This is a genomic window from Herbaspirillum rhizosphaerae, from assembly GCF_001189965.1.
In the GTDB taxonomy this organism is placed as follows: domain Bacteria; phylum Pseudomonadota; class Gammaproteobacteria; order Burkholderiales; family Burkholderiaceae_D; genus Herbaspirillum; species Herbaspirillum rhizosphaerae.
In genome coordinates this window covers 61,900-74,002 of sequence record NZ_LFLU01000022.1, presented here as the reverse complement: position 1 = coordinate 74,002, position 12,103 = coordinate 61,900, and the positions used below count along the sequence as shown (strand labels likewise).

The window sequence follows — 12,103 nt, the reverse complement described above, 5'->3', positions numbered from 1 at the left end:
AATCGACGTGACGCCGTCCGGCCTGAAGCTGATTGAACTGGCGACGGGCGTGAGCAAGGAAGAGGTGATCGCCAATACCGAGGCGGAGCTCGACGTCAGCGCAGTCTGATCGTTACAAGCCAGCCAGCAAAGTTGTTCTGCGTTCTCTTCGGAGAGCGGACGGTACAGGGGTCGAAGCCTGTGCCGTTTTTTTATGCCCGCTTCAGTTCACCGCGCCAGTCTTTCGCGCACGTGTTCTTCATGGAATACCGTGTGCGCGGGTTTGACCAGATCGCTGCGGCTGATAAGGCCTATCAGTTGTAATGACGAGGGATCGGCCAACACCGGCAGACGTTCGACGTGATGCGCCGCCATGCGTCGCGCAATCGACTGGCAGGTTTCGGTGGCAAACGCCAGCAAGGACGTCGACGGCGTGAGTACATCGCCGATGACCGTTGTGTTCATCGTGTCGGGATGGGCGTCGAGATGCGCGTGCAACATGGCGCGGTCCAGCATGCCGAGAAATTTGCCGCTGTCATCGCACACCGGGAAGGCGCGATGCCGTTGCGTTGCGCCGAAATAATTCTCGGCGATCTGGCGCAGGCTGGTGTTCGCCGCAATGCACATCACTTCGCGCGTCATCACTTCTTCCACGAACACGCGCTCTTGCGGATCAACGCTGTATTCACGATAAATATGCAGGCCGCGTCGGGCGATCTTCTCGGTCATGATGGAGCGGCGCATGACCAGTACAGTGAAACCATAGGAGATGCCGGTCGCCAGCAGTAACGGCAAGAATGCGTTGAAGTCGCCCGTCAATCCGAGTGCAAACACGGCCGCTGTCAGCGGTGCGCCCAGTACGCCTGCCAATACCGCCGCCATGCAGACCAGCGGCCACAACGCCGCATCGCTGCCGGGGATGACGTATGCGATGACGGTACCCAGTCCGGCGCCCAGCATGAGCAGCGGCGCCAGTACGCCGCCGGAGGTGCCGGAGCCGAGCGCAATGATCCAGATGATCGCTTTCACGGCAAGCAAGGCCAGCACCGCCGAAACCGCAAGGTGGTGATTGAGCAGATCTGCAATCACGTCATAACCCACGCCAAGCGCGCGCGGCTGGAAGTAGCCGCCAATACCAACGGCGACCGCACCAAGCGCAGGCCACCACATCCAGTGCAGCGGCAGTGCATGAAAGCGATCCTCCACCCAATATAAGGCCAGGGACATGGCGGATGACAAAGCGCCGCTCAATAGCCCCGCCAACATGCACACCGGCAATGCCGACAATCCCACCGGCGCCGTATGCAAGGGAAACAGCGGTCCAGGCTCCAGCAGCAGCGGCCGGGCAAAGCCGGCGACGGCGCATGCCAGGATCACCGGCAGCAAGCTGCGCGGACGCCATTCAAAGAGCAATAATTCCACCGCCAGCAAGACCGCTGCCGCCGGCGTGCCGAATACGGCCGTCATACCCGCTGTGGCGCCGGCGACCAGAAGGGTCTTGCGTTCCGCTGCGCTGACATGGAAATGCTGCGCGATCAGCGAGCCGATTGCGCCGCCGGTCATGATGATCGGCCCCTCGGCGCCGAACGGTCCGCCGCTGCCAATCACGATACCCGACGCCAGCGGCTTGAGTACTGCGACCTTGCCGGACATTTTGCTCTTGCCGAACAGGATGGCTTCGATGGCCTCCGGAATGCCGTGGCCGCGTATCTTTTCCGAGCCGTAGCGGGCCATCAGGCCGACGATCAGGCCGCCAATGATAGGCACGATGACGACCGCGATTCCCAGCGCATGCGTTGCCGGCGAGCGGTCCGCAAAAGACAGTGTCTGGAAGAAAAACAGGTTGGTGAAAAAATGTATCAGATTCAACAGGACAAAGGCGGCAATCGTGCTGATGCCGCCGATGGCAATGGCGATACCGGCAAGAAACAGGACTCGTCGGTCGAGGGTGAAATCGCGTTGGTGGCGGCGCATGGAATCGTCAAAATGGAGAAGGGGATGGCTTTGCAGCCGCGCATTCTGGGCATGCTGCAACCGGGACAAGATATGTCGGTAAATATATCATATTGTGACGTATTTATTTTTTGTCCGGGCTCATGCCATTTTGGATTTGCGTTAGGGAAGCGTCAAAATTGCTTTCTGTTGAAAGTCGAAATGTTTGAAGATTGCCGCAGATGATGAATTTTTTCGAGAAGATGCGTGACGTAGGTAACGTTTGGTAACCATTTGCCATCCGGCGAACATCAATGCCAGTTTTATAATGGACGGCTGAATTGTCTGATGCGAAGAACAAATCATGAAGATCGAAGCAATCCAAAGCAATGAAGTATTGATCGTGCGCGCTGTCGGCAGTCTGGATGTCAATGGCGCGACCGAGTTTGCCAAGCAGCTGCAAAACCAATGCAGACCGGAGCTGCGTAAGATGATCCTGGATTTCACGCATCTGGACGCGCTCGGCTCGGCAGGACTGAAAGTGCTGTATTTGTTGAGCAAGAAGGCCGAGTCGCGTCGTGCCCGTGTCGTCGTGGTGGGCCTGCAACCGGACGTACGCGAAGTCTTCGACAGCAGCGGCTTCGTTGCGCTGTACAAGATTCTCGGCAGCGTGGACGAAGGTCTTCGCTTGCTCGATAGTGCGCCGGGCTTGCTTCTGTGTTGATTCCTGTCCAGTCCCGAACTTAATTCCAGCGCCCCATCGGTTCCAGATAAGGCGACGCCTCCGCCTGGCCCCAGCGCAACGGCAACACGGATCGTACAAGCCGGGCCTGTGTGACTGAAAACTGCAGCAGCCGTTGCGCACCCGTAAACGACGCCACCTCCGGGCCATCCCAAATCACTTTGGCCGTGACGGCGACATACAGCAAGTCGCCTTTTTCATAGTCGACAAACAACAGGCCGGCGCGCGGATGCGTCAGCAGATTGCCGATCGTGTTGAAAAAGAAGTTGCCGATGAAATCCGGCGCCGTCAGCGTGCGATCGCCATCGATACGCACGAAGCCAGGCTTGCCGCCGCGATGCGATACATCGGTGCCGTGGCGTCCGCCGACATGGCCGGTGCTCTCATCGGCGGCGGTGGCGATGAAGAATGTATCCGCCCTGGCGATCAGATCGGCCATGGCGGGCGTCAGTACGGCGCCAGCTTCCTCGCTGACCGGCGCTGCTGGATCCAGGTCGATCAACTCCGGCTTGCGCGCCTGAATGTACTTGGGGCAATTGCCGAAGCTTTCGGTAATGGCGATCGAAAATCCGTCGTCGCGCAGCTGCCCGGCGATACCGTTGGCGCGATTGCGCCGACGCGTGTGCGGTTCAATACCCAGCAAGCCCAGCGCCGCACCCTCATGCAGATTGGCATGGAGGGGATCGGAGGGATGCGCGCGGGCACGCAGGTCCAGTTGCCGTTCTGTCGGCGACGATATGAAGCCGGCCTCGCCCGCCAGGATGGATGCCCACGGCTGACCCGTGCCGTCCCGGCTGCCGACCAGCAGAAACGGCAGCTGCGCAAAGAACTGCCGGTGCTGATCCGGCATGTAATCGCGAATCACGCGCGGGCCTATCTCCGCCATTTTCTCGGACACGCCGGCCCGTTGCTGGGCAATCATCTCGCCCTGATGGAAGGTGTTGTGCTGCGATGCTGCCTGCGCTGATTCGGTCATGACAAACTCCGGTTCTGTTTGTTTGATGTCGCTGGAGTGCGAAGATGCTGTGCCGTTTTATGCCGCGATCGGCGAGGCCGGCATCGGCAGGAAATTGCGCAGGCTCTCCACGCGGGTAATCCATGCGCGCACTTGCGGATAAGGCATCAGGCTGACGCCGCCTTCGGGCGCATGGGCGACATAGCTGTAGCAGGCGATGTCGGCAATGGTCGGATGGGTGCCGACCAGAAAGCTGCGGCCGCCGCCGAGATGCGCTTCCAGCAATTGCAGCAGGCTGGCGGCTTTGTGCTTGGCCAGTTCATAGTCGTGCGGGGCGTTGAACACTTTCACCAGGCGCGCCTTGCCTGGGCCTTCCAATACTTCGCCCGATGCCAGCGACAGGAACTGCTGCACCTTCGCGGCATTGGCGGCATCGTCCGGCAGCCACCCGCTGTTGCCGTAGCGCTTGGCCAGGTACACCAGGATGGCAGTCGAGTCGTACAGGGTGACATCGCCGTCCACGATCACCGGCACTTGCCCGCGCGGATTCATGGCGAGGAAGCCGGCTTCCTTTTGCGCCTTGTTGGGCAGGTCGACGTGGATGAATTCATACGGCAGATCGAGCATGGACAAAAACAATTCGACGCGGTGGCTGTGGCCGGACAATGGAAAACCATAGAGGCGGATGGCTTGGGATGCTTGCATGGCGGTATCTCCTGAGGGCAATAAATGATAGTGGTGCTGCATGTCGGAATCAGATGCGGTACGATATGCATGAATCTGTACCGAACGTTCGGTACAATAAACAATCCGAAGCACGCTGTCAAATAAATTTATAATCCTTGAAAACAACAGCAGGGCCGTCATGTAGAGCACCACTGGCGCTTATTCCACGCTGCGCAGCCATTTACCGAAGAAAACTATGCCCGCTCCAAGCCTGTCTCGCGAAGAAGTCGCCCAACGCATCCTTGCCGAATTCCGCCGTTCGGGATATCAGGGCGCGACCCTGGCGAGCCTGTCCGAAGCCACCGGTCTGGGCAAGTCCAGTCTCTATCATTACTTCCCCAACGGCAAAGCCGACATGGGCGAAGCCGCGCTGGAAGCGGTCGGCGTGTGGTTCGGCGAGCATGTGATGCCGACGCTGGCCGAAGACGCGCCCGCCGAGAAGCGCCTGAAGAAATTCAGCGCCGCGCTCAGCGAGTTCTATGCCAAGGGCACCAAGCCTTGCCTCACCGACTTGTTCACGATCGGCGAAGCAGGCGAGTTCTTTCAGCAATATCTGAAGCAGCGCCTGAGCGGCCTGATCAAGGCGCTTGCCGCCGTCGTGGCGGAAACCGGCGTCTCCACGGAAGAAGCCTCACGCCGCGCCGAAGACGCCATGATCACCATGCACGGCTCGCTGGTCGTCTCGCGCGCATTGGGCACGACGGCGCCGTTCGTGCGCACCATGCGCAATTTCCCGGGCGTGCTGCTCGGCGAATAGCATCTCGCCGCCGGTCCCGGCGGAACCGGCTTTCTGCTTTTCTTTTGCGCTCTGCAAGCGTTGTCGGGCCGCGTCCGCACGCTTGTCGCCTTCCTGTTGCCGTTGAGTCACGGCAATACCTCGCCGTCTTAGCTTTTTCCTATCGTCCCGATTAAAACAAAGCCCTTGCTTGACATTTCTCATGTAACTATTATTATGAAAGTAACTGTCCGAATGGTCGGACGCTACCTTTTCGGAGAATCCCATGAGCAATGCAGCAAACAACAGCAAGAAACCCGGCACCGCCCTCATCACCGGCGCATCCACAGGCATCGGCGCAACCTATGCAGACCGTCTGGCCCGTCGCGGCTACGATCTGGTGCTGGTCGCGCGTGACGCACAGCGTCTGGAGCAAGTCGCAGAGCGCCTGCGCAAGGAGACCTCGGTCAAGGTCGAGATCCTGCCCGCCGACCTGGTCAACAAAGCCGACCTGCTGAAAGTAGAGCAACGCCTGCGCAGCGACGCTGCCATCACCATGCTGGTCAACAACGCTGGCATGAGCATTGCGGGCGAACTGGCCGACGGCGACATCGACAAATACGACGCCATGATCCAGCTCAACATTACCGCCGTGATGCGTCTGGCCGCGGCCGTCGCACCTGGCTTCATCCAACGCAAGGGCGGCACGCTGATCAACCTGGCCTCGGTCCTGGCGCTGGCGCCGGAAATGTTCAACGGCGCCTACAGCGGCACCAAGGCTTTCGTGCTGAACCTGACCCAATCGCTGCAAAACGAACTGGGCAAACACGGCGTACGCGTGCAGGCCGTGCTGCCGGGCGCAACCCGCACCGAGATCTGGGAACGTTCCGGCTCCGACATCGATGCGCTTCCCGACGGCATGGTGATGAGCGTGGACGATCTGGTCAACGCCGCGCTGACCGGTCTCGATCTGGGCGAACAAGTCACCATCCCGCCGTTGCCGGATGTCGGCCAATGGGATGCGCTGACCGCAGCGCGTCAGGCAATGGGCCCGAACCTGTCGTTCAAGAATCCGGCCGATCGTTACACAAAGTAATCGCCGGCCATCGACATAAATCCGCATGCGACGCAAATGTCTCGACGATCAGGATTGCCCCGTGGCCTGCACCATGCAAGTGGTGGGGGAGTGGTGGAGCATCCTGATCGTGCGCGATTGCCTGCGCGGTTTGACCCGCTTCGACCAGTTTCAGAAAAATCTGGCAATATCGCCCAACATGCTGGCGCGTCGGCTGCAGACGCTGGTCGACGCCGGCTTGCTTGAGCGCCGCCAATACCGGCAGCATCCGCCGCGTTACGAATACCTGCTGACCGAGCGCGGTCGCGATTTTCGTATCGTGATCGCGGCGATGTACGACTGGGGGCTGCGCAATTTCGGCGATCCGGTACAGCAGCTCAGGCAAGGCAGTGCGGACGACTATTTGCAGGAACGGATTCAGGAACAAAACGAGGAGACATGAAGATGCAAACTTTGGTAGTGGGCGCCGGTGCAGTCGGCGGATATTTCGGCGGCCGCATGCTGGCAGCCGGGCGCGACGTCACATTTCTGGTGCGCGAAAAACGCGCCGCGTTGCTGGCGAAGAACGGCTTGCAGATCAAGAGTCCAGTGGGCGACCTGACGCTGAGCAATCCGCCCACCGTGCAGAAAGAAAATCTGCAACAGCACTACGATCTCATCATCCTCAGCTGCAAAGCCTACGACCTGGCCGACGCGATCGAATCCTTCGCCGCTGCCGTCGGACCGCAGACAGTGATCCTGCCGCTGCTCAACGGCATGCAGCATCTGGATATCCTCTCGCAACGCTTCGGCGCAGAAAAAATCCTCGGCGGCCAATGCGTCATCGCCAGCACCATCGATGCCGACGGCGCCATCAGGCATCTGAATACTTTCCACGGCATGACCTTCGGCGAACGCGACGGCGCCTCGTCGTCGCGCCTTGCGCAGATCGAAAAGGAAATCGCCGGCGCCGGTTTTGACGTCAATGTCAGCTCCGCCATCCTGCAATCGATGTGGGAGAAATGGATCATGCTGGCGTCGCTGGCCGGCAGTACCAGCCTGATGCGCTCAACTGTCGGCGATATCCTGCAGGCGCCGGGCGGCGAGCAATTCATTACCGCCTTGCTGGAAGAAAATGCCGCCATCGCCGCTGCCAACGGTCATGCGCCCAGCGGTCCCTTTTACGACCGCACGCGCAAGATGCTGACCGAAGCCGGCTCGACGCTGACCGCTTCCATGTTCCGCGACATCAGCAATAACGCGCGCATCGAAGCCGATCACATCATCGGCGATCTGCTGCGCCGCGGCCGCGAAGCGAATACCAAAACCGATTTGTTGCAAGTCGTCTACACCCATCTCAAGACTTACGAAGCGCGTAATCAACACGCGAAATGACCGACAGAGAATGCTTCTGAGTAATGCCGTCGTCCCAGCGAAGGCTGGGACCCGGTGTCGTAAAGACCGTCGATACGACACTGGATCCTGACTTGCGTCAGGATGACAGTGGCATGGTATGACCCATTTCCCAGCGTCTTACCAGCCACCGCCCAGCGAGCGGAACGTCGTCACCGCAGCACGCGCATCGTCGGCACGCACTTGCGCCAACTGATCGCGCGCATGCAGCAGCAGGCGATCTTCTTCCAGCACTTCCGTCAGACTCAGCGCGCCGCCCTGATAGGCATCTTGCGCCGCAGTGCGCGCGCGTTGGCGGGCGGCGACTTCATCGGTCAATTCAGTGCTTTGCTTCTCCAGCTGCACCAGCGTCACGATGGCGTTTTCCACATCTTCCGTGGCGCGCAGGACCGACTGGCGGTAACGCGCCAGCGCTTCCTGATTGGCGCCCTTGCTGCGCGCCACTTCGGCGTCAATGCGGCCGAAGTCGAACAAGCGCCAGCGCAGGCCCAGCGCCGCTTGCGGCTGGAAGCTGTTGGAAGTGAACAATCCCCCTGCGCCTAGACTTTCAAATCCCAGCAGGGACGACAGCGACAGCTTGGGGTAATACTCGGCCATCGCCACGCCGATGCGTGCGTTGGAGGCGGCCAGTCGACGCTCCGCCGCCAGCACGTCGGGACGGCGGCGCAATAGCGCGGCGCTGCCGTCGGCGACCGTGATGGCCGGCACCGTCGCAACGCTGGCAGCGTTGTCGTTCAATTCCTGCGCATAGGTTCCCGGTATCGCGCCCATCAGGACATCGAGCCGGTTGAGCTGGCGTTCCAGTTCAATGCGCAGCGGCGGAATGCCGGAGCGCGCCTGCGACAGCTGCGCTTCGGCCAGCGCGCTTTCACGCTGGTTCGACATGCCGTCGCGCAAACGCAGGCGCACCAGGTCGAGCAGCTTGCCGGTGGTCTGCACCTGGTCTTCGGCGATGCGCAGACGGGATTGCGCGCTGCGAATCCGGAAGTAGGCATCGGCCGCTTCCGCAACAATGGAAATACGCACCCCCAGATGATCGGCCTCGGCGGCGTCGCGCTCGGCGTCGGCCGCTTCTGCGCCGCGCTTCAGCGAGCCAGCCAGATCCAGTTCCCAGTTGGCGCCGACGCCGACGTCATACAGCGTCTGGGTGCGTTCGTAGCCGGGGAAGCTGCTGGCGATTTTGCCGAGCGGACTATTCAGCGATTGCTTGGCGCGCGCCGCCTGGCTTTCTACGCCGACTTGCGGGCGGCGCTGCGCGCCGGCTTCCTGCGCTGCGGCGCGCGCTTGTTCGACGCGGGCGACCGAGGCGGCGAGGTCGAGGTTTTGCTCGATTGCACGCTGCACCACGCGGCTCAATACGGGATCGTTGAAACCTTTCCACCATTCATCCAGTTGCGGCATGGGCGCAACAGCGCCACGTTGTTCCAGCAGACTTGCATTGTGGAACGCGCCGCCGCTCACCGCCGGCGCCTGGTAATCGGGACCGCTGGCGCAGCCCGTCAGAAATACGCCGACCGCCAGCGCTACCGCGCTCAGGCTTGCCGATCCCATCAGTTTGTTGCCGTCCGTTGCTGCCATCGCTGACTCCCTGTGAAAAATCCGATTTTTGATTGGCTTCGAAAAGTTACTTGCAAAATGATAGTGTCTAGTTTAATCTAACTATCAAAATGAAAGCAACTAGCAGTCTGAAATATTTTTTCAAGCCGCAACAGCTTTCCGGCAAAGGATTTCAGGGCTTCAAGATCTGCAGGACAACGGCATTTTCATAACCGGCCCCGCGCGGGCTTATCGATAGAAAGACTGGGGTACAACATGAGCAATCCAACAAGTGTTGCGTCGGCGAACGACATCGGGCAATCCGCCGGCGCACAGAAAAAAGGCAAAAGCGGGCTGGTGAAAATTGCCGTGGCGGTCGTCGTGATCGCGGCGGTGGTCGCTTACCTGATCTACTGGTTCGCGGAAGGCCGCTATTGGGAACACACCGACGACGCCTATGTGGGCGGCGACATCACCGTGATCGCGCCCAAGGTCTCAGGCAATGTCGTGCAAGTACTGGTGACCGACAACCAGCGCGTCAAAGCCGGCGACCTGCTGATCAAACTGGATGATCGCGATTACGTCGCCGTGCTGAACAAATTGAAAGCCGCCGTGCAGGCGCAGGAAGCGACGCTGGCCAACATCGACGCCGAGCGCCACCTGCAGGAAGCGGTGATCGAGCAAAACAAGGCCGGCGTCGCCGCCACCAGCGCCGAAACGTCGCGCGCCCACGACGACCAGACCCGCTACCAGAGCCTGTCGTCCAAGGCGGCGGTGTCGGTGCAAAGTTTCCAGAAGGCCGATGCCGACTACAAGCAAGCTGTGGCGAATGGACAAAAAGCGCAAGCCGGCCTGAACGCAGCGCAACGCCAGCTCGACGTGCTGGCGACGCAAAAGCAAAAAGCCCAGGCGGCATTGCAGCAAGCCATCGCCGAACGCAATCTGGCCGAACTGAACGTGGCCTACACCGAACTGCGCGCACCGGTTGACGGCGTGGTCGGCAATCGCCGCGCACGTCTTGGCGCCTACGCTGCGACCGGCGCGCAGTTATTGTCGGTGGTGCCGGCGCAAGGCCTGTGGGTCGACGCCAATTTCAAGGAAAACCAGATCGCCCATTTCCAGACCGGTATGGCGGTGAAGATCAAGGCCGACGTGTTGCCCGGTGAAACCTTCGAAGGCCACGTCGCCAGCATCGCCCCGGCAACCGGCGCGCAATTCAGTATCCTGCCGGCGGAAAACGCCACCGGCAATTTCACCAAGATCGTCCAGCGCGTGCCGGTGCGGATTCTGCTCGACGGCGAAGCTGCGCGTCTCGGAAAATTGCGTCCCGGCCTGTCGGTGACGGCGGAAGTGGATGAGCGCATGCCGGCCTCCGGTACCAATAACAACGCCAAGCGGAGCTGAGCATGAGCGCCGTCGCCAGCAATCCCGGCACCGCCATGGCGCCACCCCAAACGTCGCCTGCAGAGCTGACGCACAAGGCCAAGATCCTCGCGTTCGCCACCATGTGCGTCGGCATGTTCATCGCCCTGATCGATATCCAGATCGTGTCGGCCTCGCTGGCCGACATCGGCGGCGGCTTGTCAGCCGGCGCCGATGAAACCGCCTGGGTGCAGACCAGTTACCTGATCGCCGAGATCATCGTGATTCCGCTATCCGGATGGCTGGCGCGGGTGATGTCGACGCGCTGGCTGTTCAGCGCGTCGGCGGTCGGCTTTACCGTCGCCAGCATGCTGTGCGGCATGGCCTGGGATATCAACAGCATGATCTTCTTTCGTGCTCTGCAAGGCTTCCTCGGCGGCTCGATGATCCCGATGGTGTTCACCTCGGCGTTCTTCTATTTCTCGGGCCATCAGCGCGTGATCGCGGCGGCCACCGTCGGTGCGCTGTCGTCGCTGGCGCCCACGCTCGGCCCCACGGTCGGCGGCTGGATCACCAGCAATTACTCCTGGCACTGGCTGTTCTTCATCAATCTGGTGCCGGGCATTTTCGTCGCGGTGGTGGTGCCGATGCTGGTGCGCATCGACAAGCCCAACCTGTCGCTGCTCAAGGGTGCCGACTATCTCGGCATGATCCTGCTGGCGGCCAGTCTCGGCTGTCTGGAATATTCGCTGGAAGAAGGTCCGCGTCTGGGCTGGATGGGTGACGACATCATCCGCACGACTGTATGGATTTCCATCATCGCCGGCATCGCGTTTGTCTGGCGCAGCCTGAGCTACGCCAATCCCGTGGTCGATCTGCGCGCACTCAAGGACCGCAACTTTGCGCTCGGCTGCTTCTTCTCCTTCGTCACCGGTATCGGCATCTTCGCCACGGTGTATCTGACGCCGGTATTCCTGGCGCACGTGCGCGGCTTCAGCGCGCTCGACATCGGCCTGGCGATTTTCGCCACCGGCCTGTTTCAGATCTGCGCAATTCCGTTTTATACCTATCTGGGGCGGCGCGTCGATCTGCGCTGGCTGATGATGTTCGGCATGGCGTGCTTTGCGCTGAGCATGTGGAATTTCACGCCGATCACGCACGACTGGGGCTGGCGCGAGCTGATGCTGCCGCAAGCCTTGCGCGGTTTTGCGCAACAGTTCGCGGTGGCGCCGGTGGTGACGCTGACGCTCGGTGCGCTCAAGCCGGAACGCCTGAAGCAGGCCTCGGGTTTGTTCAACCTCATGCGCAATCTGGGTGGCGCGATCGGCATTGCGGTGTGCGGCACCATCCTCAACGATCGCACCAACCTGCACTTCCTGCGCCTGGCGGAGCATCTCAACAGCGCCAACGAATCCATGAACAACCTGGTGCAAAACACCGGCGCTAACATGATGGCCTGGGGACTTGACGCCGGGACCGCACCAACCGGCGCTTTGCAGCAATTGTGGAAGCTGACCATGCGCGAGGCGCAGACGCAGACGTTCGCCGATGCCTTCCTTGCGGTGATGGTGTGCTTCCTGGTGGCGATCGTGCTGATTCCGTTCATGCACAAGGTGGCGCCGCCTAAGGCGCCGTCAGCCGACGCGCACTGAGAACCTGTCCACGATCTTACTGCGAGGCCATGATCCG

At 60.9% G+C, this 12,103-nt stretch carries 12 protein-coding genes and 1 pseudogene; 9 read left to right on the top strand and 4 right to left on the bottom strand.

Annotation, left to right across the window (positions count from 1 at the left end; genetic code table 11):
- Positions 1 to 109 (top strand): annotated as a pseudogene (locus AKL25_RS24700) (succinyl-CoA--3-ketoacid-CoA transferase); the annotation flags it as partial.
- A gap of 98 nt (positions 110 to 207) precedes the next feature.
- Here the strand turns inward: AKL25_RS24700 and AKL25_RS21800 are convergent.
- On the bottom strand, positions 208 to 1,953 hold the full coding sequence (locus AKL25_RS21800; RefSeq protein ID WP_050479819.1) for a chloride channel protein: 1,746 nt from the start codon (positions 1,951 to 1,953) through the stop codon (positions 208 to 210).
- Here AKL25_RS21800 and AKL25_RS24495 point away from each other — a divergent pair.
- Together AKL25_RS24495 and AKL25_RS21795 are read left to right on the top strand one after the other, a co-directional pair.
- Positions 1,834 to 2,157 (top strand): hypothetical protein, encoded by a 324-nt coding sequence (locus AKL25_RS24495; RefSeq protein WP_167541928.1) that lies wholly within the window; start codon positions 1,834 to 1,836, stop codon positions 2,155 to 2,157. The two genes, AKL25_RS21800 and AKL25_RS24495, sit on opposite strands and share 120 nt — an antisense overlap.
- Before the next feature lie 118 nt (positions 2,158 to 2,275).
- Positions 2,276 to 2,635 carry an STAS domain-containing protein gene (locus AKL25_RS21795; protein WP_050479818.1) on the top strand — a complete coding sequence of 120 codons (360 nt, stop codon included), beginning with the start codon at positions 2,276 to 2,278 and terminating at the stop codon, positions 2,633 to 2,635.
- A 19-nt stretch (positions 2,636 to 2,654) separates the two neighbouring features.
- Here the strand turns inward: AKL25_RS21795 and AKL25_RS21790 are convergent, their stop codons facing one another.
- Both AKL25_RS21790 and AKL25_RS21785 read right to left on the bottom strand, forming a co-directional pair.
- Positions 2,655 to 3,629, bottom strand: a complete 975-nt coding sequence (locus AKL25_RS21790) for a pyridoxamine 5'-phosphate oxidase family protein (RefSeq protein ID WP_050479817.1) — start codon at positions 3,627 to 3,629, stop codon at positions 2,655 to 2,657.
- Between the two features lie 57 nt (positions 3,630 to 3,686).
- Entirely contained in the window at positions 3,687 to 4,313 is a 627-nt protein-coding gene (locus tag AKL25_RS21785; protein ID WP_083444829.1) for a glutathione S-transferase family protein, read from the bottom strand.
- A gap of 217 nt (positions 4,314 to 4,530) precedes the next feature.
- Between AKL25_RS21785 and AKL25_RS21780 the strand changes: the two genes are divergently transcribed.
- From AKL25_RS21780 to panE, 4 genes are all read left to right on the top strand, one after another.
- Complete coding sequence (locus tag AKL25_RS21780) at positions 4,531 to 5,091, top strand: TetR/AcrR family transcriptional regulator (protein WP_050479815.1); 561 nt, start codon at positions 4,531 to 4,533, stop codon at positions 5,089 to 5,091.
- Positions 5,092 to 5,335: 244 nt separating this feature from the next.
- Positions 5,336 to 6,145, top strand: a complete 810-nt coding sequence (locus AKL25_RS21775) for an SDR family NAD(P)-dependent oxidoreductase (RefSeq protein ID WP_050479814.1) — start codon at positions 5,336 to 5,338, stop codon at positions 6,143 to 6,145.
- Positions 6,146 to 6,170: 25 nt separating this feature from the next.
- Entirely contained in the window at positions 6,171 to 6,566 is a 396-nt protein-coding gene (locus AKL25_RS21770) for a winged helix-turn-helix transcriptional regulator (protein WP_050479813.1), read from the top strand.
- A gap of 2 nt (positions 6,567 to 6,568) precedes the next feature.
- On the top strand, positions 6,569 to 7,498 hold the full coding sequence (panE, locus tag AKL25_RS21765; protein ID WP_050479825.1) for a 2-dehydropantoate 2-reductase: 930 nt from the start codon (positions 6,569 to 6,571) through the stop codon (positions 7,496 to 7,498).
- Positions 7,499 to 7,636: 138 nt separating this feature from the next.
- Here the strand turns inward: panE and AKL25_RS21760 are convergent, their stop codons facing one another.
- Positions 7,637 to 9,094 (bottom strand): efflux transporter outer membrane subunit, encoded by a 1,458-nt coding sequence (locus AKL25_RS21760; protein WP_240475829.1) that lies wholly within the window; start codon positions 9,092 to 9,094, stop codon positions 7,637 to 7,639.
- Between the two features lie 234 nt (positions 9,095 to 9,328).
- Here AKL25_RS21760 and AKL25_RS21755 point away from each other — a divergent pair, with 234 nt between their 5' ends.
- Positions 9,329 to 10,456 carry an HlyD family secretion protein gene (locus AKL25_RS21755; protein WP_050479812.1) on the top strand — a complete coding sequence of 376 codons (1,128 nt, stop codon included), beginning with the start codon at positions 9,329 to 9,331 and terminating at the stop codon, positions 10,454 to 10,456.
- Between the two features lie 35 nt (positions 10,457 to 10,491).
- Complete coding sequence (locus AKL25_RS21750) at positions 10,492 to 12,066, top strand: DHA2 family efflux MFS transporter permease subunit (RefSeq protein WP_420840726.1); 1,575 nt, start codon at positions 10,492 to 10,494, stop codon at positions 12,064 to 12,066.
- The last annotated feature ends 37 nt before the right edge of the window (positions 12,067 to 12,103 follow it).

Excerpts from the sequence above, each read along its gene's own strand:
- AKL25_RS21750 (WP_420840726.1), top strand. The coding sequence starts at position 10,492 with ATGGCGCCACCCCAAACGTCGCCTGCAGAGCTGACGCACAAGGCCAAG.
- AKL25_RS21785 (WP_083444829.1), bottom strand. The coding sequence starts at position 4,313 with ATGCAAGCATCCCAAGCCATCCGCCTCTATGGTTTTCCATTGTCCGGC.
- AKL25_RS21755 (WP_050479812.1), top strand. The coding sequence starts at position 9,329 with ATGAGCAATCCAACAAGTGTTGCGTCGGCGAACGACATCGGGCAATCC.
- AKL25_RS21780 (WP_050479815.1), top strand. The coding sequence starts at position 4,531 with ATGCCCGCTCCAAGCCTGTCTCGCGAAGAAGTCGCCCAACGCATCCTT.
- AKL25_RS21790 (WP_050479817.1), bottom strand. The coding sequence starts at position 3,629 with ATGACCGAATCAGCGCAGGCAGCATCGCAGCACAACACCTTCCATCAG.
- AKL25_RS21770 (WP_050479813.1), top strand. The coding sequence starts at position 6,171 with ATGCGACGCAAATGTCTCGACGATCAGGATTGCCCCGTGGCCTGCACC.
- AKL25_RS21800 (WP_050479819.1), bottom strand. The coding sequence starts at position 1,953 with ATGCGCCGCCACCAACGCGATTTCACCCTCGACCGACGAGTCCTGTTT.
- AKL25_RS24495 (WP_167541928.1), top strand. The coding sequence starts at position 1,834 with ATGTATCAGATTCAACAGGACAAAGGCGGCAATCGTGCTGATGCCGCC.
- AKL25_RS21760 (WP_240475829.1), bottom strand. The coding sequence starts at position 9,094 with ATGGCAGCAACGGACGGCAACAAACTGATGGGATCGGCAAGCCTGAGC.
- AKL25_RS21775 (WP_050479814.1), top strand. The coding sequence starts at position 5,336 with ATGAGCAATGCAGCAAACAACAGCAAGAAACCCGGCACCGCCCTCATC.
- panE (WP_050479825.1), top strand. The coding sequence starts at position 6,569 with ATGCAAACTTTGGTAGTGGGCGCCGGTGCAGTCGGCGGATATTTCGGC.
- AKL25_RS21795 (WP_050479818.1), top strand. The coding sequence starts at position 2,276 with ATGAAGATCGAAGCAATCCAAAGCAATGAAGTATTGATCGTGCGCGCT.